We start from the raw sequence: 24,713 nt of genomic DNA on the forward strand, positions 1-24,713 counted from the left end.
TCAGCGCATCTCTCCCCAAATGGACCCCGGCTTTCGCCGGGGAACAGCCTTTACCCGCTGTTCCGCAGCGCCGTCGCGATCGCGTTGATCGTCAGCTGTATCCCTTCCGCGATGCGCGCATCGGTCTCGCCCGCGCGGTGGCGCTTCATCAGCTCGATCTGGAGCAGGTTGAGCGGTTCGATATAGGGCAGCCGCAGCCGGATCGACGCCTCGAGCGCCGGATTCCTGTCGAGCAGCCGCGTCTGGCCGGTGATCGTCAGCAACCCGTCATGCGCGCGGTTCCATCCGTCGCGGATCGCCGTGAAGATGGCATCATGCCCCTCGACATGGCCCGCCAGCTCGGCATAGCGCGCCGCGATCCCCATGTCGGACTTCGCGAGCACCATCTCCATATTGCCGAGCAAGGCGGCGAAAAACGGCCAGCTCTGCGCCATGTCGGCGAGCAACGCCTTGTCGGCAAAGGCCGCGAACGCCTCGCCCGTTCCGTACCATCCCGGCAGCATCGTGCGCGCCTGCGCCCAGCTGAACACCCAGGGGATGGCGCGCAGATCCTCGATCGCGGTCGACCTGGTGCGGCTCGACGGGCGCGACCCGATCTTCAGCGTCGCGATCTCGGCGATCGGCGTCATCGCGCGGAAGAAATCCTTGAAGCTCGGCGTCTCGTAAACCAGCCCGCGATAGGCGGCGAAGGCGCTGTCGGACAGCGCATCCATCGCCGCCGTGAAGCGCGCGGCGTCGGCCGCGCCCAGCGCCTCGGGCTCGAGGCTGGCGAGCAGGCTCGCCGACACCATCGCCTCCAGATTGTTCGCCGCGCTGTCGGGCGTGCCATATTTGGCGGCGATCACCTCGCCCTGTTCGGTGATGCGGATGCGGCCCTGCACCGTGCCCGCGGGCTGGGCGCGGATCGCGGCGAAGGCGCTGCCGCCGCCGCGCCCGACCGCGCCGCCGCGGCCATGAAAAAGCTGCATCCTCGGCCCCGCCGCCGCGAACACCGGGGTCAGCGCCTGCGACGCCTGGTGCAGCCCCCAGGTCGAGGTCAGATAGCCGCCGTCCTTGTTCGAATCGGAGTAGCCGATCATCACTTCCTGATGCCCGCGCGCCGCGACCTGCGGGCCGATTTCGGGCATCGCGAAATAGCGCGCCATGATCGCGGGCGCGTGCACGAGGTCGGCGATCGTCTCGAACAAGGGCACGACCATCAGGTTCGATTTGCCCGCCGCTTCGCCGCTCCGCCACAGCCCCGCCTCGCGCGCCAGCACATGGACCTCGAGCAGATCGGACAGCGTCTGCGCCATGCTGATGATCCACTGGCAGATCGCGTCCTCGCCCAGCCGCGCGCGGATGTCGGCGGCGGCGCGGACGATCGCGAGCTCGCCCGCCGTCTCCTCGCTCCATCGATGCCACGACGCCGCCAGCGGCCGGTCGCTCGCCAGTTCGCGCGTGAGCAGCGCGACGCGCGCCTCCTCGTCCAGCGCCGCATAATCCGCGCACACCCCCGCGACGCGCAGCACTTCCGCCAGCACGCGTTCGTGCACCGCGCTGTTCTGCCGCATGTCGAGCGTCGCGAGGTGGAAGCCGAAGACCTCCACGGCGCGGATCAGCCGCCCGAGCGCGCCGATCCCGACGAGCTGGCCCTCGCCGCCCGCCGCCAGTCCGTCGGCGAGCGTGACGAGGTCGCGGCGGAATTCGTCGGGGGCCGCATAGGCTTCGCCCGCCAGCGCCGACGGGCGCGGCGGCGCCTTGCCGGTGATCGCGGCATAGGTGGCGGTCAGCCGCGCATAGATGCCCGACAGCGCGCGGCGATAGGGTTCGTCGCGGCGGCTCGGCGCATTGTCGCCGCTGGCCTCGGCCAGCGCCTCGACGGCTTGCGGAACCGGCGCCAGCCCCGCCGATACCGACAGTTCGGCGCCCAGCGCGTGCACCGCGTCGGCATAATGGCCGAGCACCGCGGCGGCGTTGCGGCCGGTCGCCATGGTCAGCGTCTCGGCGGTGACGAAGGGATTGCCGTCGCGGTCGCCGCCGATCCAGCTGCCGACGCGCAGGAAACTCGCGGGGCGCCGCCCCAGCTCCTTCTCCCAGCGTGCATAAAGCTTGGGCACCACCGGCAGGAAGACGCCCTGCAAATAGGTCAGCGCATTGTCGATCTCGTCGGCGACGAAGAGTTTTTCGGTGCGCAGCGGGCGCGTCTGCCACAGCAGTACGATCTGCCGCCGGATCGCTTCCTCGACGATGTCGCCTTCCGCCGTCTCCTCGGCCCCCGCGTCGCGCAGCAGCATCAGCTCGGCGATACGGTTCTTGTGGTCGAGCATCGACTTGCGCCGCACCTCGGTCGGGTGCGCGGTCAGCACCGGCGCGACGAGCGCCGCGTCCATCAGCGCCGCGACCGCATCGCCGTCGATCCCGTCCTGCCGCAGCCGGTCCAGCGCCGCCGCGACCGTCGCCTCGGGCTCGGCCGCCACCCCCTGCCGGTCCTCGGCGAGGTTGGCGAGCATCGAAAACAGCATGAAACCGCGCACGAAGGCGATGGTGTCGTCGAGGCTGAGCGCATCGAGCCCCGGATCGATCGCCTCGGCCCCCGCGACCCCGCGGTGCCGGTCGACGCTCGCCGAGCGGATATATTCGGTCTGCCGGAACAGTTTCTCGCCGCCATAGGCGCGGATCACGTCGCCGAGAATCCGCCCCAGATAGCGGATGTCGGGATTCTGCGAGATCTGGATCGGCGGGCCCATGGACGGCGATGCTGCACCTGCGAAGGGGCAGGGTCAAGCGCGGCGGTGGGAGGCATAGCTATGCGTCCGGCCCGGCCCGACGACAGGAACGGCGGATGACGATTGCGGGGCGGCGGACATTTGAGGAATGAACCGGTTTCCCCTCCCGCAAGCGGGAGGGGCAGCGAGACTTACGAACTTGTTCGTTAGTCGCAGCGGGGTGGGCCGTGGCAACGTCGCTGCCCACCCCCGACCCCTCCCGCCTGCGGGAGGGGAGATCAACGTCCGCTACCGCCCGAAACGGCCGCCCGTGCCTGCTTCCAAACCAGGGACGCCGGTCCGGGCGCCCCGGAATCGGGATCAGCGCGTCTTCACCAGCATCAGCGTCCCCATGTCGATCCGCGGCCGCCCGTCGAACGCCACGCCGTTGTGCGTGTCGGTGATGAACATCAGCTTGCCCGACGCGTCGGTGATGCGCGCCGACACCGCATAGCGGTGCCGCGGGTCGAGCCGGCGCTCGTCGACGGTCAGCGAAAAGGCGAGCGGCACCTGCCGCCCGTCGGCGGTGAAGCTCTGCTGCGCGATCGTGCGCGACGGCGCATCGGCCAGGCTGACGTCGGCGATCTGCACCTCGACCTGCGCGGTCGGGGGCAGCGCCATGCGCTCGCGATAGGCGATGGCGCCGGTGACCGTGACGGGCTTTTCGCCCGGCATCATCGTGGCGCACGCGGCGAGCGACAGGCCGAGGGCGATCGGTGCGGCGAAACGGAGCATCCTCTTCTCCTGACCAAGCCGTGCGCCCCCGCGAAGGCGGGGGGCCCATCTCCGGTCAGCACAATGTGGAACCGGCGGGAGATGGATCCCCGTCTTCGCGGGGAAACACATTATAGCTGGCGCTGGCGGGGCTTCTACCCCTCCAGCTCGACGTCCCAGTACAGCCAGTCGATCCAGCTTTCGTGCAGATAACCCGGCGGAAAGGCGCGGCCATTGTCCTGCAGCTGCCACGACGTCGGGCGCCACGGCTGCTGGTGCAGCGGCATATGCGCCTGCTGCGGCGTGCGGCCCCCTTTTTGAGGTTGCACGGCGCGCAGGCAGTCGCGACATTCTCCCACGTCGTGCGCCCGCCGAGGCGCCGCGGCACGACATGGTCGAAGGTCAGGTCCTTGCCCGACCCGCAATATTGGCACGAAAAACGGTCGCGCAGGAACAGGTTGAAGCGCGTGAAGGCCGGATATTGCGACGGCTTCACATATTGCCGGAGCGCGATCACGCTGGGGATCGGCATCGTCCGCGTCGGCGAATGGATTTCGCGCTCGTAATTCTCGACGATGGTGACGCGGTCGAGGAATACCGCCTTGACCGCGGTCTGCCACGGCCACAGGCTCAGCGGGTAATAACTCAGCGGCGTATAGTCTGCATTGAGGACGAGGGCCGGACAGGAATCGGGATGCCGGGCAAGATCGGGATGAAACATGGCTTGGTAACGCTGCCCCCTGTGCTGCTCGGGATGACGCGCCACTGCCGTCCCGACGTGACAGGCGCATTACATGACGCATCAGAATCTGACGTCAAGGGGGCATCTGCCGCAACATGTGGGAAGATTTACGAACGAGTCCCACAGCATATGGATTCAAAACGCGCCCCATGCTGACCCGCTTCGCGCCCAGCCCGACCGGCGAGCTGCACCTCGGCCATGCCTATAGCGCGCTGCTCGCCTGTGACGCGGCGCGGCGCGCGGGCGGGCGCTTCCGGCTCCGCATCGACGATATCGACGGCGGCCGCTCGCGCGAGGCCTATGTCGTCGCTTCGCTGGCGGACCTCCGATGGCTCGGCATCGCTTGGGACGGCGACCCGGTGCGCCAGTCGCAGCGGTTGGGCAGCTATCAGGCGGCGCTCGACGATCTGCGCGCGCGCGGCCTGATCTACCCCTGTTTCTGCACCCGCGCCGATATCGCGGCGAGCCTTGCCGCCCCGCACGGGCCATCGGGAGCCATCTACCCCGGCACCTGCCGCCCTTCGCAGGGTCGGGCAACACATATAACCCGCCTCCCCGAGCGAAGCCGAGGGGCTCCTTCGAGCGGAGCGAGAAGCTTCGACGTTGCTGCCTCGACTTCGCTCGGCATGGCCCCTCGGCTTCGCTCGGGGAATCGGCAAGATTTTGCTACCACGGAGTTTATCATCGAGGAGGCCGAACGCGAGCGCCGCCTTGCGACCGAGCCGCATTGCTGGCGGCTCGACATGGACCGGGCGGCCGGTCTCGCCGGCGACCTCCAATGGGAGGAGGAGGGGCAGGGCCCGCGCCTTGCCGACCCCCGCGCGCATGGCGATGTCGTGCTCGCGCGCAAGGACGCCCCCGCCAGCTATCACCTCGCCAGCACGCTCGACGATGCGGCGATGGGGGTGACGCACGTCATCCGCGGCGCCGACCTGATCGCCGCGACCGACGTCCATCGCCTGCTCCAGGCGCTGCTCGGCCTGCCGGTGCCGCGCTATCGCCATCATGCGCTCGTCTGCGGCCCCGACGGCAAAAGGCTCGCGAAGCGCGACGCGGCGGCCTCGCTCGCCGCGCTGCGCGCGGCGGGGATCGACGGGCGCGCGCTCGCCGCCGATCTGCTCGGCGGGCGGCTTCCCACTGGATATTCGCTGCGAATGCCCTAGATAGGACGCATGAACATCCTGCTTGTCCTCGGCGTGGTTGTGGCCGCCGGCTTCGTGCTCTTTTCGCTCGCGCGGGGGCTCTTCTATTTCTCGCAGGGGCATCGCGCCGCGATGGACGGCACCCTCCACGAGAATCAGGTGATGCAGAACAGGATGATGATGGCGCGCGTGAAGTGGCAGGCGATCACCATCATCCTGCTGATCCTGATCGGCTTCCTCGCCGCCGGGCAATAGCCCCCGACCCATGGTCAAGCTCAACAAGATCTACACGCGCACCGGCGACGACGGCACAACGGGCCTTGTCGACGGATCGCGCGTCGCCAAGTCGGACGCTTTGATGGCGGCGATCGGCGATGTCGATGAGGCGAACAGCGCGATCGGCGTCGCGGCGGCGGCGCTCGACGCGGGCGGCGACGCGGCCAGGATGCTGTCGCGCATCCAGAACGAGCTGTTCGACCTCGGCGCCGACCTTGCGACCCCGCCCGACATCCAGTTCGGCTTCGGGCCCAGTGAAATGGCGCTGCGCATCGTGCCCAGCCAGATCGCGCGGCTCGAGGACGAGATCGACGCGATGAACGAAGGGCTGGAGGCGCTCAGGAGCTTCATCCTGCCCGGCGGGACCGAGGCGGCGGCGCGCCTCCACCTCGCCCGCGCCATCGCGCGCCGCGCCGAGCGCGCCGCGGTGACCGCCGCGGGGGAGCGCGAGCTCAACCCGATCGCGCTGACCTATCTCAACCGCCTGTCGGACCATCTCTTCGTGCTGACCCGCCACCTCAACGCCGCAGCGGGCGGCGACATCTTGTGGAAGCCCGGCGCCACGCGCTGAGACAGACTCCCCGACATCCCTATTTTCGTCATTGCGAGCGAAGCGACGGGGTTTCCTGCGGTGACGACAAGACAACCGCCGCGCGGATTATCGTTCCCCAAATGTTCTAGACATTCGTCCCGCCTGTAACCATATTCGGCGCCATCGCGAAACCGAATCGCCGTCCGGGGGATTGTCTTGCCATGGCCAGCCGCACCGATGCTTCGCCGATCACCGAAAGCGCCGAGGACGCCGCGCGGCTCGCCCGGCGTTTCGCCGCGACGCGCCGGCTGACGCTCGATCTCGTCGCGACCCTCTCCGACGCCGACGCGAGCGCGCAGTCGATGCCCGACGCGTCGCCCGCCAAATGGCACCTCGCGCACACGAGCTGGTTCTTCGAAACCTTCGTGCTGCGCGACCATGTGCCGGGCTATCAATTGTTCGACGCGCGCTATCCCTTCCTCTTCAACAGCTATTATGAGGCGGAGGGGCCGCGCCATGCCCGCCCGCGGCGCGGATTGCTGACGCGGCCGTCGCTCGACGAGGTGCGCGTCTGGCGCGCGCATGTCGATACCGCGGTGCAAAGCGCGATCCCCGGCCTGCCGCGCGCCGCGCTGGCGCTGGTCGAGCTCGGCATCCATCACGAACAGCAGCATCAGGAATTGCTGCTCACCGACATCAAGCATCTCTTCGCCCAGAATCCACTCGGCCCGGCGGTGTGGGAAAAAACTGCGATCGCGAATGAAGTTGCGCGGTTTTCCGCGGCTTCCGCCGAAGGGGACAAGGCCAGCCCGATGCGCTGGATCCGGGGCGCCGAAGGCGTCGTCGACATCGGCCATGGCGGCGACACTTTCGCATTCGACTGTGAACTTCCGCGCTTTTCCGCGCTTCTCACCCCGCACGCCCTGGCCAGCCGTCCGGTCACCAATGGCGAGTGGCGGCAATTCATCGCCGACGGCGGTTATCACACCCCCGCGCTCTGGCTCAGCGACGGCTGGGCGTGGGTGCAGGGCGAGGATGTCGAGGCGCCCGCTTACTGGCACGACGGGCGGCAGTTCACGCTTTCGGGCTGGCGGGAAATCGACCCGGCGGCGCCCGTCACCCATATCAGCTTTTTCGAGGCCGACGCTTTCGCGACATGGGCCTAGCGCCCGCCTGCCGACCGAGATGGAATGGGAGGCGGCCGCGGCGGCGTTCGATTCCGCTTCGGGCGACCAGCTCGACGCCGCCGGACCGGTCCAGCCCGCCGCCGCGCCCACCGGCGACACCGAACCGCAACAGATGTTCGGCAGCGTGTGGGAATGGACCGGCAGCGCCTATCGCCCCTATCCCGGCTTCCGCGCCGCCCCCGGCGCGGTCGGCGAATATAATGGCAAGTTCATGAGCGGCCAGTTCGTGCTGCGCGGCGGCAGCGTCGCGACCCCGCGCGGCCATCTGCGGGCGTCGTACCGCAATTTCTTCTACCCTCACCAGCGCTGGCAGTTCACCGGCGTGCGGCTCGCGAAGGATCTGTGACCATGGGTGTTGTGCGTCAACTTCGGCAGATTTCCGCGGACGATGCGGGCGTCGACACCGCCTTTCGCGCCGACGTCCACGCCGGGCTGTCGCAGGCGCAAAAGGCGGTGCCCGCGCGCTGGTTCTACGACACGACCGGCTCGGCCCTGTTCGAGGATATCACCGCGCTCCCCGAATATTATCCGACGCGCAGCGAAACCGACCTCCTGAAACGCCATGCGGGCGAGATGGCCGCGGCGATCGGCCCCGGCCGCGCGGTGGTCGAACTCGGCTCGGGCAGCTCGACCAAGACGCCTTTGCTGCTCGAAGCGATCACTCCGTCGGCCTATGTCCCGGTCGACATCTCCGGCGATTTCCTGCGCGACAGCGCGGCGGCGCTCGCGGCGCGCTTTCCGGGCCTGCCCATCTATCCGGTCGAGGCCGACTTCACCCAGCGCGTCGCGCTGCCGCGCGAAATCTGCCCGTTGCCCAAGCTCGGTTTCTTCCCGGGCTCGACGATCGGCAATATGGTCGCGCGCACCGCGGTCGACCTCCTGCGCAGCTGGCGCGAGGCGCTCGGCGACGGATCGCTCCTCCTGATCGGCATCGACCGGATCAAGGATATCGGCATCCTCGAACGCGCCTATGACGATCCGGCGGGAGTCACCGCGGCGTTCAACCTCAACCTGCTCGACCGGATCAACCGCGAGCTCGGCGGCGATATTCCGGTCGACAATTTCATCCATCGCGCGGTGTGGAACGATGTCCACGCCCGCATCGAAATGCATCTCGTCGCCGCCTGCGACATGGACTTCACCGTCGACGGCCGCGCCTATCATATGGCGAAGGGCGAGACGATCCACAGCGAGAACAGCCACAAATATGGCCCGCGCGACGCGAACCTGCTGCTCCGCGCGGGCGGTTGGACACCGCTTGCGACCTGGGACGACGCCGATCCCGCCTTCGCGCTGATCCTCGCGCAGGCGACCGAGTTCCGCTCGGCCCCTTGACGCGCGGGTTTCAGAATCTAGAGCAACGGTCCTTCCTCTTCCGTTTGTCCTGAGCTTGTCGAAGGACCGTTCTTTCTTTTCGGCGGCAAAAAAACAGCCCTTCGACAAGCTCAGGGCGAACGGAGACAGGGGTGTTTTGGGATTATTCGCGGCGGCGAATGTCCGGCAGCAAGGAATGGAAATATGATCGTCGGCGTCATCGGGGCAGGGCAAATGGGCGCGGGCATCGCGCAGGTGTCGGCGGGCGCGGGCCACGACGTGCTGCTCTCCGACATCGACCTCGCCCGCGCCGAAGCGGGCAAGGCGGGCATCGCCAAGGCGCTCGGCCGCCTCGTGTCGAAGGAAAAGATGACACAGGCCGACGCCGATGCGCTGCTCGGCCGGATCACCCCCGTCGCCGACCACGCCGCCTTCGCCCCCGCCGACCTCGTCATCGAGGCCGCGACCGAGCGCGAGGAGATCAAGCGCGCGATCTTCGCCAGCGTCGGTCCGCATCTCTCCGCGACGGCGATCCTCGCCAGCAACACCAGTTCGATCCCGATCACCCGCCTCGCGCAGGCGGCGCCCGACCCGGCGCGCTTCATCGGCGTCCATTTCTTCAACCCGGTGCCGGTGATGGGGCTGATCGAGCTGATCCGCGGCCTCGCGACCAGCGACGCCACGCTCGCCGCGGTCGAGGCCTATGGCCGCGGGCTCGGCAAGGAAATCGTCCACGCCAACGACGCGCCGGGCTTCATCGTCAACCGCGTGCTGATGCCGCTGATCAACGAAGCCATTTTTGCGCTCGGCGAGGGCGTCGCGACGATGCAGGACATCGACACCGGCTGCCGCTTGGGCCTCAACCATCCGATGGGGCCGATCACCCTCGCCGACTTCATCGGCCTCGACACCTGCCTCGAAATCATCCGCGTGCTGCAGTCGGGCACCGGCGATCCCAAATTCCGCCCCGCGCCCTTGCTCGTCCAATATGTCGAGGCGGGCTGGGTCGGCAGGAAGGCCGGGCGCGGCTTCTACGACTGGACGGGCGAGGCGCCCGTGCCGACGCGGTGACGCCGCCGCCGGTCGACCTCGCCCGCGAGCAGCGCGGCGTCGCCCGCGGCGCGGCGGCGGCGGCGGTCACCGGCCTGATCGTCCTGACCCTCGCCTGGCTGTCGGGTGATGCGCTGGTCCCGCGCGCCGGTGACCCGATGGCGCGGCTGTCGCTTGCGCTGCGGCTCGACCTCGCGCTGCTCGTCTGCCTTGCCATGGCGATCGGCCGTGTCGCCAGCCAGCGCTTCCACTCCGCCGAGGATATCGGCGGCGGTGCGTCGCCCACCGAGAGCGCGGCCATCCGCGAATCCCGGGCGGTGCTGCAGAACACGCTCGAACAGGTCGTGCTGGCGGTGCCCGTTCATCTGGCGCTCGCGCTGCTCCTGCCGCCCGGGCGGATGGCGGTGATCGCGGCGCTCGTGCTGCTGTTCGTCGCCGGCCGGATCGCCTTCGCGGCTCGGCTATGCCCGCGGCGGGCCGGGGCGGGCCTTCGGTTTCGGGCTGACCTTCTATCCGAGCGTCGCCGCGCTGCTGGCCGCCGCGGCGTTGATGTCCGGCGGCTGAGGCCGCGATTTTCGGCTGGACGGACGCCGCGCCGGGGCGCAAAACCAGGCGGGTCGGCGCGATGGGCCGTTGGGGGCCTGCGATGCGATGCTGGTCCGGGGCCGCGCCGATGCCTGTCCGGCGTCGGCGGCGAGGCGGTTGCCAGCGGCTATATCGCGGATTGTTTTGGGTTTTTGGGAGCCGATCGCGGTTCCGGACGTTAGCGAGAGGACGCATGCCGCGCGTCCGAAGAACGGAGAGCCTGTGATGCAACGCAAATCCCTCGTCGCCTGCGCGATCGGCGCCCTGATCCTGTCGCCCGCGGCCCACGCCCAGAAGGGCTCGCCCGAAGAAGACTCGACGATCAAGGACACCGCCAATTCGGTGACCGAGCCCTTCGACGGCAAGGAAGTCCCCGCCAAATTATTGGCGGTCCAGGACGACCCCTATTCGCTCGCGGGCCTCGGCAAATGCGCCGCGATCATCCAGGAAATCACCGAACTCGACGCGGTGCTCGGCCCCGACGTCAACGCCCAGGTCGAACAAAGCCGCGACAAGAAGCGCGAAAAGACCGCCGGGCGCGTCGCGGGCAATGTCGCCGGGTCCTTCATCCCCTTCGGCGGCCTGATCGGCGAGGTCACCGGCGCCAATGCCGAACGGCGGCGCTATGCGATGGCGATCTATGCCGGCACGGTCCGCCGCGGCTTCCTGAAGGGTGTCGGGCTGGAGCGCGGTTGCAAGGCCCCGGCGCGGCCATAGCCTCGAATGACCGACAGGGGAGAGGGTGGAGAGGGTCATGCAGGTCGATGATATCCGGCCCTTCACCATCGACGTGCCGCAGGCGGCGCTCGACGATCTGAAGACGCGGCTCGCGAATACGCGCTGGCCGGAGAAGGAAACGGTCGACGACTGGGACCAGGGCGTCCCGCTGGCCTATGCGCAGGAACTCGCGGCCTGGTGGCGCGATCATTATGACTGGCGCCGCATCGAGGCGCGGCTCAACAGCCATCCCAATTTTCTCGCGACGATCGACGGCCTCGACATCCATTTCCTCCACATCCGCTCGGACAACCCCGCCGCGCGCCCGCTCGTCCTGACCCACGGCTGGCCGGGGTCGGTGATCGAGTTCCTCGACGTCGTCGAGCCGCTGTCGGCCGACTATCATCTCGTCATCCCGTCGCTTCCCGGCTACGGCTTTTCGGGCAAGCCCGTCGAGGCCAAATGGGGCGTCGAGCAGATCGCGGCTGCATGGAATGCGCTGATGGTCGCGCTCGGTTACGGCCGCTATTTCGCGCAGGGCGGCGACTGGGGCAGCGCGGTGACCTGCGCGATTGGCGGCCGTCACGCCGACCGTTGTGCCGGCATCCATGTCAACATGATCGTCGGCCTAGCCCGATCCGGCGACGATGACCGACCTCAGCGAAGACGAAAAGGCCTATCTTGCGCGTTTCGGGTGGTACCGCGCCAAGGACAATGGCTATTCGACCCAGCAGGCGACGCGGCCGCAGACCATCGGCTATGCTCTCGCCGATTCGCCCGTCGGGCAGATGTGCTGGATCGTCGAGAAATGCCATGGCTGGACCGATTGCGGCCATGAACCCGGCGGCCAGTCGATCGGCGGCCATCCGGAAAAGGCGCTGACCAGGGACGCGATGCTCGACACCGTCAGCCTGTACTGGCTGACCAACAGCGCCGCGTCGTCGGCGCGGCTCTATTGGCACAGCTTTGCGCAATTCGCCTTCGGCGAAATCCATGTCGCCGGCGGGATGCAGCCTCTTCCCGCTCGAGATCATGCGCCTGTCGCGGCGCTGGGCCGCGGGCCGGTACAAGAACATCGTCTATTGGAACGAACTGCCGCGCGGCGGCCATTTCGCGGCGTGGGAACAGCCCGAGCTGTTCGCCGCCGAGGTCCGCGCCGCCTTCGCGCTTATGGCGCTTTAGGCGCGGCAGCGGCGGTTTCGGCAGCGGGGGCGGCTTCGCCCGCCGGGGCCTTGGGGGCTTCTGCGGCGGGCGCCGGCGCTGCGGGCTTGGGGGTGGTCAGCGGCGGCGTGACGCTGAGGATCAGCCCGGCGAGCGCCGCCGACATCAGGTTCGACAGGCTGCCCGCGAGCAGCGCCTTCAGCCCCAGCTTGGCGATCATCGGGCGCTGGTTCGGCGCCAGGCTGCCGGTCACCGCCATCTGAATCGCGATCGAGCTGAAATTGGCGAACCCGCACAGCGCAAAGGTGGCGATGGCGACCGCCGCTAGCGACATGTCGCCCTGCACCTTGCCGAGGTCGATGAAGGCGACGAATTCGTTGAGCACGATCTTGCTGCCGAACAGCCCGCCGACCAGCGCGCTTTCGTCCCACGGCACGCCCATCAGCCACATCAACGGGCGAAAGACCGCGCCGATGATCGCCTGGAACGACAGGTGGTCGTAACCGAACCAGCCGCCGACCCCGGCCAATATGCCGTTGGCCAGCGCGACGAGCGCGACGAAGGCGAGCACCATCGCGCCGACGGCGACGGCCAGCTTGACGCCGGTCTGCGCCCCCTGCGCCGCCGCCATGATGATGTTGGCGGGCTTTTCCTCGTCATGGCTCGCTTCGGGCATCACGATCGGCTCGATGCCGATATCCTTGGGATCGTCGGGCATCATGATCTTGGCCATCAGGATGCCGCCGGGCGCCGACATGAAGCTCGCGGCGAGCAGATAGGGCAGCAATTGTTCGCCGATCATGCTGGCATAGGCGCCGAGGATGGTCCCTGCGACGCCCGCCATACCGACCGTCATCACCGTGAAGAGCTGCGACGGGGTCAGTCCCGCCAGATAGGGGCGAATGACGAGCGGGCTTTCGCTTTGCCCGACGAAGATGTTCGCCGCGGCGCCCAGGCTCTCGACCTTGGTGATGCCGGTGACCTTCTGAATCGCGCCGCCGACCCATTTGATGATCTGCTGCATGACGCCCAGATAATAGAGCACCGAGATCAGCGAGGCGAAGAAGATGATCACGGGCAGGGCGGCGATGGCGAAAGCGTGCGCGGTGTTGGTGCATTCGAAACTCGCCGCCGCCGCGACGCTTTCCGCCGTGATCGGCCTGACGCCCTCATCGGGCACGCCGATCAGGCAGACATTTCTGGCGAGGTCGCCAAACAGGAATTCGGTCCCCTTCGACGCATAGCCGAGCAGGTTCGACACGCCGTTCGACATCGCCTGGATGACCGCGCGGCCCCACGGCGTGCCGATCACCAGCAGCGCAAAACCGGCCTGGAGCAGGAAGGCGGGCACGACGACACGCGGGCGGATCCAGCGGCGGTTCGACGAAAACAGCAGGGCGATCGCAAGCAATGCGACGATGCCGAGCAGACCGATCAGGCTTTCCATAATATGCGTGCGTCCCCCGCAAGTTTCTTGCGCCCTGTCTAGCGGGCTTTGGCGGTGGGGCAAGGGGCGCGCGGCGCGGCGCGTTTCTCGGACTTTCCAGCACCGGCAAAACCGACTATCGCGCGCCGATGGAACAATCCTCTTCGCGCGCTATCGCCCCTTCCCTGTTTCTCTTCGCGATCCTGTACGGCGGCATGGTTCCGCTCGGCGGCTTTCTGGGTGCGAAACAGGTCGCGCTCGGGCCGCTGGCCGTCGAAGCGGGGATTTTCCCTTTCCTGACGCTGATCGCCATATCCAGCGCCATCGCGGAACTCCATGGCCGCGTTGTCGCCGACAAGCTGGTGCGCCTTGGTTTCATCCCGCTCGTCATCGCGATCATCCTGACCGTCTTCGTCCTGCAGCTGCCGACCGACGAGGGCATGTACGAGCTCAGCCAAGGAAGCCTTCCCGATCATCGTCGGACAGGGCTGGCGGATGATGGCGGCGGGCATTCTCGCCTATGGCGTGTCGGTCAGCCTCAACGTCTGGATCTTTTCGCGGATGACCGCGAACAACGGCCAGCTGCTCCCGATCCGCGGTTTCATCGCCGCGGCGCTCAGCCAGATCGTCGACACGCTGATCTTCATCACGATCAGCTTCTATGGCGTGCGCCCGATCGCCGACCTGATGCTGGGCCAGATGCTGGCCAAGGTCGTGCTGTCGGCGGTGATGGTGCCGCTGCTGGTGATGGCGGTGGTCGCGATCGGCCGCCGCCTCGACGGCACCGGCGAGGCGAGTGCCGCCGCATGAACCACGCCCCCGACCCCGCGATGCTCGCCAAGGCCGAAACGCTCGTCGAGGCGCTGCCCTATCTGCAGCGTTACGCCTAGCCAGACCTTCGTCATCAAATATGGCGGCCACGCCATGGGCGACCCTGAGGCGCAGCGCGATTTCGCCGAGGATGTCGTGCTGCTGAAGGCGGTCGGGATCAACCCGGTCGTCGTCCACGGCGGCGGGCCGCAGATCGGTGCGATGCTGAAACAGCTCGGCATCGAATCGACCTTCGTCGGCGGCCTCCGCGTCACCGACGCCGCGACCGCCGAGGTCGCCGAGATGGTGCTGGCGGGCAAGATCAACAAGGAAATCGTCGGCTGGCTCGCTGCGCTCGGCGGCCGCGCGGTCGGCATTTCGGGCAAGGACGCCAATCTGGTGCTCGCCGAGAAGGTCGGCCGCAGCGAACCCGACCCCAATTCGGGGATCGAGCGCCACGTCGACCTGGGCTTCGTCGGCGAACCCGTCGCGGTCGACCCGACGATCCTCCAGAATCTGACGAAAGACAATTTCATCCCGATTGTCGCGCCGGTCGCGCTCGGCGCCGATGGCGCGACCTACAATATCAACGCCGACACGATGGCGGGGGCGATCGCCGGGGCGCTGGGGGCGAAACGTTTCTTCCTGCTCACCGACGTCGCCGGCGTGCTCGACAAGCGCGGCGACCTGCTGACCGACCTCGACCGCACCGCGATCGACGCGCTCAAGGCCGACGCGACGATCACCGGCGGCATGATTCCCAAGGTCGATACCTGCATCGCGGCGGTCGATTCCGGGGTCGAGGCGGCGGTCATCCTCGACGGGCGCGTCCCGCACGCGATGCTGCTCGAAATTTTCACCGCAAGGGGTGCGGGCACGCTCATTCATCGCTAGATTGGGGGTCCGTTCCCACACGCCCTCGACCTTCCGGCCGGAGCTTTTCATGTATTTGATGATCCTTCAGATCCTGTCGATCCTCCTCAACATCCTGTGGTGGATCATCATCGTGCAGGCGGTGATGTCGTGGCTGCTCGCCTTCAACGTCATCAACACCCACAATGAATTCGTGCGGCAATTGTGGCTGGTGCTCGAACGCATCACCGAGCCGCTCTATCGCCCGATCCGGCGGATCATGCCCGATTTCGGCGGCATCGACCTGACGCCGATGGTCGTGCTGATCCTGCTCATCATCATCCGCGGGCCGGTGCTGGACTATCTCTATGCCGTCGGTCGAAACGCGGGCCTGATATGACGGCTACCCTCGACCGGGACCGGGTGATCGACGGCAAGGCTTTTGCTGCCGGCCTGCGTGCCCGGATCGCCGATGCGGTCCCGGCCTTTGCCGCCGCGACGGGCCGCGTGCCCGGCCTCGCGGTGGTGCTGGTCGGCGACGATCCGGCGAGCGCCGTCTACGTCGGGTCGAAGGGCAAGGCGACGGTCGCCAGCCGGCATGGCGAGCTTCGAGCACCGCTTGCCCGCGACCGCGACGCAGGCCGAGGTCGAGGCGCTGCTGGCGACGCTCAATGCCGACGAGGCCGTCGACGGCATCTTGCTCCAGCTCCCGCTGCCCCGTCATCTCGACGAACAGGCCGCGGTCGCGACGATCGATCCCGACAAGGATGTCGATGGCCTGACCCCGGTCAGCGCCGGGCGGCTCGCCTTGGGCATTCCGGGCATGGTGCCCTGCACCCCCTATGGCTGCCTGCTGCTGCTGCAGGACCGGCTCGGCGACCTGTCGGGCAAGGATGCGATCGTCGTCGGGCGCTCGATCCTCGTCGGCAAGCCGATGGCGGCGCTGCTGCTCGGCGCGAACTGCACCGTCACCATGGCGCACAGCCGGACGCGGAACCTCGCCGATGCCGTGCGCCGCGCCGATATCGTCGTCGCCGCGGTCGGGCGCGCCGAAATGGTCAAGGGCGACTGGATCAAGCCCGGCGCGGTCGTCATCGACGTCGGGATCAACCGGCTCGCGCCCGCCGAGGGCGAGACCAGGGGGCGGCTCGTCGGCGACGTCGATTATGCCTCGGTGCTGCCGCTAGCCTCGGCGATCACGCCGGTGCCGGGCGGGGTCGGGCCGATGACCATCGCCTGCCTGCTGCGCAACACGCTCGTCGCCGCCCATCGCCGCGCGGGCCTTGCCGATCCGGAGGGTTTCTGATGCGCCGGACGCTGATAGCCGCCGCTGCGCTGGCGGTCGTCGCGAGTGGCGCGGTGTCGGCACGCGAGCGCGACCGGCCGCTCGCCGCCAATCCCAGCGGCTTTATCGCCGCCGAAATCGCCTTTGCCCGGCTGGCGCAGGAAAAGGGGCAATGGACGGCCTTCCGCGAAACCGCGGCGCCCGAGGCGGTGATGTTCGTGCCGCAGCGGGTGAAGGCGCGCGACTGGCTCAAGTCGCAGAAGGATCCGGCAGAGGCGGTGAAGTGGCAAGCCCATGCCGTCTATGTCAGCTGCGACGGCAATGTCGGGGTGACGACGGGCGCGTGGCAGAAGGGGCCGGCGCACGGTTATTTCACGACCGTCTGGCTGCGCGATCCCAGGAAGGGCAAGATGGCCTGGGTCCTCGATCATGGCGACGCGCTGGCGACGCCGCGCGAAGCCCCCGATTTCATCGAGTCGAAACAGGCGAAATGCGGCTCGCGGCCCGGCGTCGCGGTGGACAGCCGGCGAAGAGGGCGAGGATCGTGCGGTGGGCCTGTCGCCCGACCAGACCTTGAGCTGGACCTCGGCCGTCCAGCCCGGCGGCGCGCGGCGGGTGACCGTCCGCCTGTGGGACGGGACCGCGATGCAGCCGGTGATCGACGACCGGGTCGCGGCGCCGCAACGGCCGTGATCGACCTCTTCATCTCGGCCTTCGTCACGCTGTTCGTGGTGATCGACCCGCCGGGCTGCGCGCCGATCTATGCCAGCCTGACGGCCGGCGCGAGCGTGGCGCAGCGCCGGTCGATGGCGATCCGCGCGACCTTGATCGCGGGCGGCATCCTGGTCTTCTTCGCGATGTTCGGCGAGGCCTTGCTCAGCTTCCTTCACATCGACCTCGACAGTTTCCGTATCGCCGGCGGGCTGATGCTGTTCATCATCGCGATCGACATGGTGTTCGAAAAACGCACCGAGCGGCGCGAGCAGCGGGCGGAGAAGGTCAAGGCGACGCCGGAGGTCGAGGATGTTTCGGTCTTCCCGATGGCGATGCCGATGCTCGCGGGGCCGGGCTCGATCGCTTCGGTGATGCTGCTGGTGTCGCAGAACAGCGGGCTCGACCGCGCCTTCGTCATCTTCGGCGCGCTGCTGGTCGTGCTGCTGCTGACGCTGGCCGCCTTGCTCGCGGCGGGGCCGCTGATGCGGCTGGTCGGCAACAAGGGCGAGGCGGTGATCACCCGCCTGCTCGGCGTCCTGCTCGCAGCGCTCGCGGCGCAATTCGTGATCGACGGGGTCAAGGCCAGCTTCAACCTCGGCTGAGGCCAGGGACGAAAAAGGGCGCCGCCTGACGGCGACGCCCTCCTTCCATCCACTGGAATTGCGTGTCAGCGCGCGGCGTTGACGTCGTTCTGCGTCACCGGCGCGATGCGGATCTCGACGCGGCGGTTGCACTGATAGTCGGCCTCGCTGCGTTCGGGCGCGCATTTCAGCTGCGATTCGCCATAACCCAGCGTCGCCATGCGCGCGCGCTGGATGCCGCGGCCCGCGAGATAGTCGGCAACCGACGCGGCGCGGCGTTCGGACAGGCCCTGGTTATAGCTGTCGCTGCCGGTCGAATCGGTGTGACCATAGACGTCGATATAGGTGCTGGGATATTCGGCCAGCGTCGAGGCGACGCTGTCGAGCGCGCCGCGGAACTGCGCCTTCACCAGCGCGCTGTTGTAATCGAAGGTCACGTCGCCGGGCATGTTGAGCACCAGCTGGTCGCCCTGGCGCTCGACGTCGATGCCGGTGCCCGCAGTGCGCTCGCGCAATTTCTTTTCCTGCTGGTCCATATAGTAACCCACGCCCGCGCCGGCGACCGCGCCGATGCCCGCGCCGACGATTTCCTCGGTGCGGCTGTTCCGGCCGCCGATCAGGTCGCCGAGCAGATAGCCGCCGAGCGCGCCGCCGACGCCGCCGATCGCGGCCTTGGAAATCCGGCGCTCGCCGGTTTCGGGGTCGGTGACGCAGGCGGACAGGCCCACGGCGACGAGGCTGGCGAGGGCAGTGAGCTTGATGGTCTGAATCTTCATGGTGCGCTCCCTTGTCTTTCGGCCGGCTGGTCCCGGCCGCGCATGTCGTGTGCCGATAACATCCGGCCGCACGGGTGGTTCCATCCCTCGCCTGAACGCCCGCTGAGCGCGCGGTCCGCGATGCCATTGTGCCCGGCGGCCGCTTTCGCCTATAGGACGGGCATGACCGAAGCTGACAGGGGCCGGGCGCATAGGCGCCGCATGACCGCCCGATGACCCCTTTTCCCTGGGGCGACGTCGTGATCATCGCGATCCTCGTCCTTCTCAACGGCGTTTTCGCCATGTCCGAACTGGCCATCGTCTCGGCGCGCGACCCGCGGCTGCAGGCGGCCGAAAAGCGCGGCAGCCGCGGCGCCCGGATCGCGCGCCAGCTTGCCGCCGACCCCGGCCGCTTCCTGTCGACGGTGCAGGTCGGCATCACCCTGATCGGGGTGCTCACCGGCGCCTATTCGGGCGCCAGCCTGGGCCAGCCGGTGGCCGAACGGCTGCAGCCGGTCTTCGGTTTCGACGATGAGACGGCGCTGACCGTCGCCTTCGCCGTCGTCATCGCGCTGACCACCTATTTTTCGCTGATCGCGGGCGAGCTGGTGCCCAAGCAGTTCGCGCTGCGCGCGCCCGAACGCATCGCCATCGTCATGGCGGTGCCGATGCTGTGGCTGTCGCGCGTCGCCGCGCCGCTCGTCTGGCTGCTCAACAACAGCTCGGGACTCGTCTTCCGCCTGCTCGGCCTCAGCCGCGAATCCGAAGACCGGGTGACCGCCGAGGAACTGCATCTGATCGTCGCCGAGGCGTCGAAATCGGGGGTGATCGAGGAGAGCGAGCGCGCGATCATCTCGGGCGTCGTGCGCCTCGCCGATCGCCCGGTGCGCGAGGTGATGACGCCGCGCATCGAGGTCGACTGGATCGACATCGCGTCGGACGCCGACGCGGTGCGCGCGAAATTGCTCGAAAGCCCGCATACCCGGCTGCCGGTGGCGCGCGGCTCGGTCGACGATATCGTCGGCGTGGTGCAGGCGCGCGACATCGCGGGGGCGCTGTTCCGCGGCGAGACGCTCGACCTCGAATTGCTGACGCGATCGGCCAAGGTCATCCACGACCAGATCGACGCGATGGACGCGCTCGAAAATCTGCGCGCCGCCGAGGTGCCGATGCTGCTCGTCCACGACGAATATGGGCATTTCGAAGGGCTGGTGACCCCCGCCGACCTGTTGTCGGCGATCGCCGGCGAATTTGCCTCGGACCAGGACATCGGCAGCGAACCCTTCGTGGTCGAACGCGACGACGGCAGCCTGCTGATCGCGGGTTCGATGCCCGCCGACCAGATGGCCGAACGGCTGGGGATCGAGCTGGGCGAGGACCGCGACTATGCGACCGCCGCTCTACCACGCGCTCGCGATATTGAAGCATCTGCCGAAGGAGGGCGAGCGCTTCACCGACCATGGCTGGCGCTTCGAGATCGTCGACATGGACGGGCGCAAGATCGACAAATTGCTGGTCAGCGAGATCGTCAAGCCGAAGGCCGACGCGGCCGATTGACCTTCTCCTGCCTGGCTTAAAGCGACAAAAGATACGGATGCACGCCGCCATATTGTCTCCTTTGTCGCTTTAACGGCGGAGGGGCGGCACGACTTCGTCGCGGAGCGCGGCATGGACGACCGCCATGTCGGGGCCGCCACTGACGTCGATCGCGCCGCCCTTCAGGACACGGACGGTGGTGACGCCGTTGAGCGCACGGTCCATCGCGATACTGAACTGGTGCGTGCGGCCCATCGATATCGCGCGGTCCCACGCGGCGGCGAAGCTGGCGGCGTCGGGCCGCTCGCGCAGGCGATAGGCCGAAGCGCGGCCCATGCCGACGGCGCGCGCGGCCTTGCCCACCGAACCCATCGCCTCGAGCGCGCGGATGAAATTGGCTTGGGTTTCGGGCGTCCAGCCGTCGGCGCGATGGCGCTGTTGCGGCACGGGGGCGAAGGCGAGGCAGCTGTCGGCAAGCAACAGGGCAGGCGAGTCGGGATGTTCCATCTGCCAGTTTGGAACATAGCGAAGTAATTTAGGAAAGGAGTTTTTCGGAGGCGGAGGAAGGACGGCTTTGGGGCGGGAAGCGGACCTTGCCGATCCTCCCCCGCAGGGGGAGGGGGACCATGCGAAGCATGGTGGAGGGGTACAGGCCCGCATACGCCGCGTTCGACCGATGGTACCCCTCCACCACCTTTGGTGGTCCCCCTCCCCGTTCCGGGGAGGATCCCTATGACCGCAACCGGTCGCTTGCTGACGTTCCGCCGGGGCGGTGCCGATAGGCTTGGCTATTTTGTTTCACGCAAAGGCGCGAAGATGTTGCGATAGCTGCGAAGGCGCCTGCTCCTTCGACGCTGCGGCATGATGCTGCAATGATGGAAAGGCGACCTTGCGGTCGCAGGCCTCTTCTTTGTGCCTTTGCGCCTTTGCGTGAAATCTATTTCGCCGACGTTGCGGAGCATGAGCGCGACGTGACGGGGGATGGTGTTCCCCGGCGAAGGCCGGGGCCCATAGCGGCGTAGAGCCGACGTTTCGTTGTAAACTCTGGACCCCGGCTTTCGCCGGGGAACAGATTGATATGTCCGCTTACCTCCCAAACCCGCCCTAAAGTTCGCCACCGAGCGCGCCATATTTCGCTTCGAAGCCGGCCTTGTCGCCGCGTGCCAGATAGCCCGCTTGGTCGACGAAATTGTCGCGCGCGATGCGGCCCTGGAAGGCGCCGAGTTGCGGGTCGATCGCTGCGATGTCGGCGTCGGTCCAGCCGGCGATCTGCCGGAAGCTGGTGACGCCGAGGCCGTTGAGCAGGCCCGCGAGTTTGGGGCCGAGTCCCTTGATCAGTTGCAGATTGTCGGTCTTTGCCTCGGGAGCCGGAGCCGGAGCCGGAGCCGGTTCAGGGGCGGGAGGGGGCGCCGCTTCGGCGGCGGGCGGCGGCGCGGCGGGTTCTTCGGGTGCCGCAGCAGGCTCTGCTTGTGCCTCCGGTATCGGCGCCGGCGCTGCAACGGGCTCGGGCGCCGAGGGAGGGGGCGGCGCGGCGACCGGCGCGGGGGCCGCTTCCTTTGGCTTGAAGCGCGCCGGTTCGGCCGCGACGATCTCCGGCTTCGCCGCTTCGAGCGGTTTGCGCGGTTCGGCGGGCGGTGCGGCCGTCGGCGCAACGTCCCCGGCCTTCTTGCGGCCGAACAGGAACCACAGCAGGACGATCGCGACGACGAGCCCGACGACCGCGATGACGTAATTTTCCTGAAGCCACGCCATGATAGTCTCCCATATCTGATGGCTCCCGCCTTCGCGGGGACACGGAAAGGTTCAGATATCGGCTGTCCCGATGGCCGTCCAGCCTGACGACAAAAGAGACCTGTTCGGCCTAGCGCGACCTCGCGCCAGCCCCCTAGCGCGCCTCGCGCGCGACTTCGCGCCAGCCGATGTCGCGGCGGCAGAAGCCGGTCGGGAAGTCGATCCGGTCGACCGCGGCATAGGCGCGCGCCTGGGCCTCGGTGACGCTGCGGCCGGTCGCGGTGACGTTGAGCACCCGCCCGCCCGCGGCGACGATCGCGCCGCCGTCGCGCGCGGTGCCGGCGTGGAAGACGCGCACGCCGCCGCTCTCGGCATCGGCGATGCCGCGGATCGCACCGCCCTTTTCGGGGGCGGCCGGATAGCCGTTCGCGGCCATCACCACGGTCAGCGCATAGTCGGTGGTGAAGGCGGGCGGGGTCGCGTTCGCCAGCGCGCCGGTCGCCGCGGCATGGAGCAGCGCGGCAAGGTCGCCGGTGAAGCGCATCATCAGCACCTGGCATTCGGGATCGCCGAAGCGGCAATTATATTCGATCAGCTTCGGCCCTTCGCTCGTCAGCATCAGCCCGGCGAACAGCACCCCGACATAGGGCGTGCCCTCGGCGGCGAGCGTCGCGACGGTCGGGCGGATGATGCGGTCCATGACCTGCGCTTCGAGGCCGGGGGTGAGCACCGGCGCCGGGCTGTAGGCGCCCATGCCGCCGGTATTCGGGCCGGTGTCGCCGTCGCCGACGCGCTTGTGGTCCTGCGCGCTGCCGAAGGCCATGACGTTCGTGCCGTCGGAGAGGGCGAAGAAGCTCGCTTCCTCGCCGGTCATAAATTCCTCGATCACCACCTCGGCGCCCGCGCCGCCGAAGGCACCGTCGAACATATCGTCGACCGCCGCCGCTGCTTCGCCGGCGGTCTCCGCGATGATCACGCCCTTGCCCGCGGCGAGGCCGTCGGCCTTGATCACGACGGGGATCTCGAAGCCTTCGAGCACCGCATGCGCTTCCTCGGCGGAGGTGCAGCGGGCGTAGGCGGCGGTGGGAATCGCCGCGCGGGCGCACAGGTCCTTGGTGAAACCCTTGCTGCCTTCGAGCCGCGCCGCCGCCGCGCCGGGACCGAAGGCCGCGATGCCGCGCGCGCGCAGCCGGTCGGCGAGGCCCGCGACGAGCGGCGCTTCGGGGCCGACGACGACGAAGTCGATGCCGTGCGCGGCGCAGAAGGCGACAAGCCCGTCGAGATCGTCGACGCCAACGCCCACGCATTCGGCATAGGCCTCGATCCCGGGGCCGCCCGGCGCGGCATAGAGCTTGGCGCACGACGGCGATTGTGCCAGTTGCCAGCTGAGCGCATGTTCGCGGCCGCCCGAGCCGACCAGCAGGATATTCATGACCGTTCCTTTTCCCGATCCGGCGTCCGAAACCGACCCCGCGGCGCGGCTGTTAGCCGAGGCGGCGCCCGGCGACAATGTACCGCCGCTGTCGGTCAGCCAATTGTCGGCGGCGATCAAGCGGACGGTCGAGGACGGTTTTTCGCGCGTCCGCGTGCGCGGCGAGCTGTCGGGGGCGAAGCGCGCGGCGTCGGGGCATTTCTATGCGGCGCTCAAGGACGATAATGCGCTGATCGACATGGTGATGTGGAAGGGACAGGCGGCGCGCCTCGCGTTCCGGCCCGAGGACGGGATCGAGGTGATCGCGACCGGCAAGCTCACCACCTATCCGGGGCGGTCGAAATATCAGCTCGTCGTCGACACGCTCGAGGTGGCGGGCGAGGGCGCCCTGATGCTGCTGTTCGAGAAGCTCAAGGCCCGGCTCGGCGCCGAGGGGCTGTTCGACCAGGAGCGCAAGCAGGACCTGCCGCGCCTGCCGCGCGTGATCGGCGTCGTCACCTCGCCGACCGGCGCGGTGATTCGCGACATTCTCCACCGGCTTGCCGACCGTTTCCCGATGCATGTGATCGTCTGGCCGGTGCTGGTGCAGGGCGAGGGCGCGGCGGCGCAGGTCGCGAACGCGGTCCGGGGTTTCGACGCGCTCGCGCCCGGCGGGCCGGTGCCGCGCCCCGACCTCGTCATCGTCGCGCGCGGCGGCGGGTCGATCGAGGATCTGTGGGCGTTCAACGAGGAGGTCGTCGTGCGCGCGATCGCCGATTGCCGCATCCCGACGATCAGCGCGGTCGGACACGAGACCGACACGACGCTCGCCGATTATGCCGCCGACCGCCGCGCGCCGACCCCGACCGCCGCCGCCGAAATCGCGGTGCCGGTCCGCGCCGAGCTGCAGGAACTGCTGCTCCAGCGCGCCGGGCGGATGATCGCGGCGGCGAACCGGCACCAGGTGCTGGCGGGCGAAAGGCTGGCGGCGCTGGCACGGCATCTGCCGAAGCGCGAGGGGCTCTATGCGCCGCAGCGCCAGCGGCTCGACGATGCGGGCGACCGGCTGGACCGCAGCCAGCGGCAGCGGCTGGCGATGACCGCCGAACGGCTCGCGACGCGGGGCGCCGCGCTGCGCCCGGCGCTGCTGGCGCGGCGCTGGGACCGCGACCGGGCGCGGCTCGAAGGGCTGGGGCGCTTGCTCGACAGCCTCGACCCGCGCGCGCTGCTGTCGCGCGGCTATGCGATGGTCCGCGACGCGGGCGGCGCGATCGTGACCAGCGCCGGCACGGCGCGCGGCGCCGGGCATCTGCGGCTGCTATTCGCCGACGGCGAGGTGCCGGTCGCGGTGGAGGGGACGGGCATGCCGCCGCCCAGACCGGCGCGCAAGCCGCCGCCGCCCGAGGCCAAACGGGGACAGGGCGAGCTTTTCTGACGCCGCCGGG

Annotated in this window: 19 protein-coding genes and 6 pseudogenes; 17 read left to right on the forward strand and 8 right to left on the reverse strand. The window is 68.5% G+C overall.

Annotated features, from left to right (window positions below; all coding sequences use genetic code 11):
- Positions 1–50: 50 nt before the first annotated feature.
- The 3 genes and pseudogenes from ppc to N0A20_RS18200 all read right to left on the reverse strand — a co-directional run bounded on the left by ppc (position 51) and on the right by N0A20_RS18200 (position 4,182).
- Complete coding sequence (gene ppc / locus N0A20_RS18190; protein WP_260581708.1) at positions 51–2,729, reverse strand: phosphoenolpyruvate carboxylase; 2,679 nt, start codon at positions 2,727–2,729, stop codon at positions 51–53.
- Positions 2,730–3,068: 339 nt separating this feature from the next.
- Positions 3,069–3,482, reverse strand: a complete 414-nt coding sequence (locus tag N0A20_RS18195; RefSeq protein ID WP_260581709.1) for a YbaY family lipoprotein — start codon at positions 3,480–3,482, stop codon at positions 3,069–3,071.
- 134 nt (positions 3,483–3,616) lie between these two features.
- Positions 3,617–4,182, reverse strand: a pseudogene (locus N0A20_RS18200) (HNH endonuclease).
- A gap of 170 nt (positions 4,183–4,352) precedes the next feature.
- On the opposite strand from N0A20_RS18200, the gene N0A20_RS18205 reads away from it, so the two are divergent.
- From N0A20_RS18205 to N0A20_RS20315, 10 genes and pseudogenes are all read left to right on the forward strand, one after another.
- Positions 4,353–5,366: a glutamate--tRNA ligase family protein gene (locus tag N0A20_RS18205; RefSeq protein WP_260581710.1), complete on the forward strand. Its 1,014-nt coding sequence runs from the start codon at positions 4,353–4,355 to the stop codon at positions 5,364–5,366.
- A gap of 9 nt (positions 5,367–5,375) precedes the next feature.
- Positions 5,376–5,600 (forward strand): HIG1 domain-containing protein, encoded by a 225-nt coding sequence (locus N0A20_RS18210; protein WP_260581711.1) that lies wholly within the window; start codon positions 5,376–5,378, stop codon positions 5,598–5,600.
- A 10-nt stretch (positions 5,601–5,610) separates the two neighbouring features.
- A complete protein-coding gene (locus N0A20_RS18215) occupies positions 5,611–6,192 on the forward strand; it encodes a cob(I)yrinic acid a,c-diamide adenosyltransferase (protein ID WP_260581712.1) in 582 nt (193 codons plus the stop codon).
- Between the two features lie 182 nt (positions 6,193–6,374).
- Positions 6,375–7,686, forward strand: a pseudogene (gene egtB, locus N0A20_RS18220) (ergothioneine biosynthesis protein EgtB).
- A 2-nt stretch (positions 7,687–7,688) separates the two neighbouring features.
- Positions 7,689–8,675, forward strand: a complete 987-nt coding sequence (egtD, locus tag N0A20_RS18225) for an L-histidine N(alpha)-methyltransferase (RefSeq protein ID WP_260581713.1) — start codon at positions 7,689–7,691, stop codon at positions 8,673–8,675.
- Positions 8,676–8,858: 183 nt separating this feature from the next.
- A complete protein-coding gene (locus N0A20_RS18230; RefSeq protein ID WP_260581714.1) occupies positions 8,859–9,725 on the forward strand; it encodes a 3-hydroxyacyl-CoA dehydrogenase NAD-binding domain-containing protein in 867 nt (288 codons plus the stop codon).
- Complete coding sequence (locus N0A20_RS18235) at positions 9,722–10,471, forward strand: MAPEG family protein (protein ID WP_260581715.1); 750 nt, start codon at positions 9,722–9,724, stop codon at positions 10,469–10,471. Before N0A20_RS18230 ends, N0A20_RS18235 begins: the two co-directional genes overlap by 4 nt.
- A 43-nt stretch (positions 10,472–10,514) precedes the next feature.
- Positions 10,515–11,006 (forward strand): hypothetical protein, encoded by a 492-nt coding sequence (locus N0A20_RS18240; RefSeq protein ID WP_260581716.1) that lies wholly within the window; start codon positions 10,515–10,517, stop codon positions 11,004–11,006.
- A 37-nt stretch (positions 11,007–11,043) separates the two neighbouring features.
- A complete protein-coding gene (locus tag N0A20_RS18245) occupies positions 11,044–11,844 on the forward strand; it encodes an epoxide hydrolase (protein WP_312846565.1) in 801 nt (266 codons plus the stop codon).
- Between the two features lie 155 nt (positions 11,845–11,999).
- Positions 12,000–12,188 carry a hypothetical protein gene (locus tag N0A20_RS20315; RefSeq protein WP_312846566.1) on the forward strand — a complete coding sequence of 63 codons (189 nt, stop codon included), beginning with the start codon at positions 12,000–12,002 and terminating at the stop codon, positions 12,186–12,188.
- Here the strand turns inward: N0A20_RS20315 and N0A20_RS18250 are convergent.
- Positions 12,175–13,614: a NupC/NupG family nucleoside CNT transporter gene (locus N0A20_RS18250; protein WP_260581717.1), complete on the reverse strand. Its 1,440-nt coding sequence runs from the start codon at positions 13,612–13,614 to the stop codon at positions 12,175–12,177. The two genes, N0A20_RS20315 and N0A20_RS18250, sit on opposite strands and share 14 nt — an antisense overlap.
- 128 nt (positions 13,615–13,742) lie before the next feature.
- On the opposite strand from N0A20_RS18250, the pseudogene N0A20_RS18255 reads away from it, so the two are divergent.
- The 5 genes and pseudogenes from N0A20_RS18255 to N0A20_RS18275 all read left to right on the forward strand — a co-directional run bounded on the left by N0A20_RS18255 (position 13,743) and on the right by N0A20_RS18275 (position 17,856).
- A pseudogene (locus tag N0A20_RS18255) lies at positions 13,743–14,403 on the forward strand (queuosine precursor transporter).
- Positions 14,400–15,297: pseudogene (gene argB / locus N0A20_RS18260) on the forward strand (acetylglutamate kinase). Before N0A20_RS18255 ends, argB begins: the two co-directional pseudogenes overlap by 4 nt.
- A gap of 49 nt (positions 15,298–15,346) precedes the next feature.
- Positions 15,347–15,655, forward strand: coding sequence for a YggT family protein (locus tag N0A20_RS18265; RefSeq protein ID WP_260581718.1), 309 nt, complete (start codon positions 15,347–15,349; stop codon positions 15,653–15,655).
- Positions 15,652–16,561 (forward strand): annotated as a pseudogene (gene folD / locus N0A20_RS18270) (bifunctional methylenetetrahydrofolate dehydrogenase/methenyltetrahydrofolate cyclohydrolase FolD). Before N0A20_RS18265 ends, folD begins: the two are co-directional and overlap by 4 nt.
- A 668-nt stretch (positions 16,562–17,229) precedes the next feature.
- Positions 17,230–17,856: a MarC family protein gene (locus N0A20_RS18275; protein WP_260583951.1), complete on the forward strand. Its 627-nt coding sequence runs from the start codon at positions 17,230–17,232 to the stop codon at positions 17,854–17,856.
- 65 nt (positions 17,857–17,921) lie between these two features.
- Here the strand turns inward: N0A20_RS18275 and N0A20_RS18280 are convergent, their stop codons facing one another.
- Positions 17,922–18,611, reverse strand: a complete 690-nt coding sequence (locus tag N0A20_RS18280; RefSeq protein WP_260581719.1) for an OmpA family protein — start codon at positions 18,609–18,611, stop codon at positions 17,922–17,924.
- 212 nt (positions 18,612–18,823) lie between these two features.
- Here N0A20_RS18280 and N0A20_RS18285 point away from each other — a divergent pair.
- Positions 18,824–20,147, forward strand: a pseudogene (locus N0A20_RS18285) (hemolysin family protein).
- Positions 20,148–20,216: 69 nt separating this feature from the next.
- On the opposite strand, the gene N0A20_RS18290 reads toward N0A20_RS18285, so the two are convergent.
- From N0A20_RS18290 to purD, 3 genes are all read right to left on the reverse strand, one after another.
- Positions 20,217–20,633: a hypothetical protein gene (locus N0A20_RS18290; RefSeq protein WP_260581720.1), complete on the reverse strand. Its 417-nt coding sequence runs from the start codon at positions 20,631–20,633 to the stop codon at positions 20,217–20,219.
- A gap of 597 nt (positions 20,634–21,230) precedes the next feature.
- A complete protein-coding gene (locus tag N0A20_RS18295) occupies positions 21,231–21,878 on the reverse strand; it encodes a hypothetical protein (protein ID WP_260581721.1) in 648 nt (215 codons plus the stop codon).
- Between the two features lie 133 nt (positions 21,879–22,011).
- Positions 22,012–23,289, reverse strand: coding sequence for a phosphoribosylamine--glycine ligase (gene purD / locus N0A20_RS18300; RefSeq protein WP_260581722.1), 1,278 nt, complete (start codon positions 23,287–23,289; stop codon positions 22,012–22,014).
- Here purD and xseA point away from each other — a divergent pair.
- On the forward strand, positions 23,288–24,703 hold the full coding sequence (xseA, locus tag N0A20_RS18305) for an exodeoxyribonuclease VII large subunit (RefSeq protein WP_260581723.1): 1,416 nt from the start codon (positions 23,288–23,290) through the stop codon (positions 24,701–24,703). The two genes, purD and xseA, sit on opposite strands and share 2 nt — an antisense overlap.
- The last annotated feature ends 10 nt before the right edge of the window (positions 24,704–24,713 follow it).

Source organism: Sphingopyxis sp. PET50 (genome assembly GCF_025244705.1).
In the GTDB taxonomy this organism is placed as follows: Bacteria; Pseudomonadota; Alphaproteobacteria; order Sphingomonadales; family Sphingomonadaceae; genus Sphingopyxis.

Bases quoted from the DNA above. Each gene is read 5' to 3' on its own strand.
- ppc (WP_260581708.1), bottom strand. From the start codon at position 2,729: ATGGGCCCGCCGATCCAGATCTCGCAGAATCCCGACATCCGCTATCTG.
- N0A20_RS18195 (WP_260581709.1), bottom strand. From the start codon at position 3,482: ATGCTCCGTTTCGCCGCACCGATCGCCCTCGGCCTGTCGCTCGCCGCG.
- N0A20_RS18205 (WP_260581710.1), top strand. From the start codon at position 4,353: ATGCTGACCCGCTTCGCGCCCAGCCCGACCGGCGAGCTGCACCTCGGC.
- N0A20_RS18210 (WP_260581711.1), top strand. From the start codon at position 5,376: ATGAACATCCTGCTTGTCCTCGGCGTGGTTGTGGCCGCCGGCTTCGTG.
- N0A20_RS18215 (WP_260581712.1), top strand. From the start codon at position 5,611: ATGGTCAAGCTCAACAAGATCTACACGCGCACCGGCGACGACGGCACA.
- egtD (WP_260581713.1), top strand. From the start codon at position 7,689: ATGGGTGTTGTGCGTCAACTTCGGCAGATTTCCGCGGACGATGCGGGC.
- N0A20_RS18230 (WP_260581714.1), top strand. From the start codon at position 8,859: ATGATCGTCGGCGTCATCGGGGCAGGGCAAATGGGCGCGGGCATCGCG.
- N0A20_RS18240 (WP_260581716.1), top strand. From the start codon at position 10,515: ATGCAACGCAAATCCCTCGTCGCCTGCGCGATCGGCGCCCTGATCCTG.
- N0A20_RS18245 (WP_312846565.1), top strand. From the start codon at position 11,044: ATGCAGGTCGATGATATCCGGCCCTTCACCATCGACGTGCCGCAGGCG.
- N0A20_RS20315 (WP_312846566.1), top strand. From the start codon at position 12,000: ATGTCGCCGGCGGGATGCAGCCTCTTCCCGCTCGAGATCATGCGCCTG.
- N0A20_RS18250 (WP_260581717.1), bottom strand. From the start codon at position 13,614: ATGGAAAGCCTGATCGGTCTGCTCGGCATCGTCGCATTGCTTGCGATC.
- N0A20_RS18265 (WP_260581718.1), top strand. From the start codon at position 15,347: ATGTATTTGATGATCCTTCAGATCCTGTCGATCCTCCTCAACATCCTG.
- N0A20_RS18280 (WP_260581719.1), bottom strand. From the start codon at position 18,611: ATGAAGATTCAGACCATCAAGCTCACTGCCCTCGCCAGCCTCGTCGCC.
- N0A20_RS18290 (WP_260581720.1), bottom strand. From the start codon at position 20,633: ATGGAACATCCCGACTCGCCTGCCCTGTTGCTTGCCGACAGCTGCCTC.
- N0A20_RS18295 (WP_260581721.1), bottom strand. From the start codon at position 21,878: ATGGCGTGGCTTCAGGAAAATTACGTCATCGCGGTCGTCGGGCTCGTC.
- xseA (WP_260581723.1), top strand. From the start codon at position 23,288: ATGACCGTTCCTTTTCCCGATCCGGCGTCCGAAACCGACCCCGCGGCG.
- purD (WP_260581722.1), bottom strand. From the start codon at position 23,289: ATGAATATCCTGCTGGTCGGCTCGGGCGGCCGCGAACATGCGCTCAGC.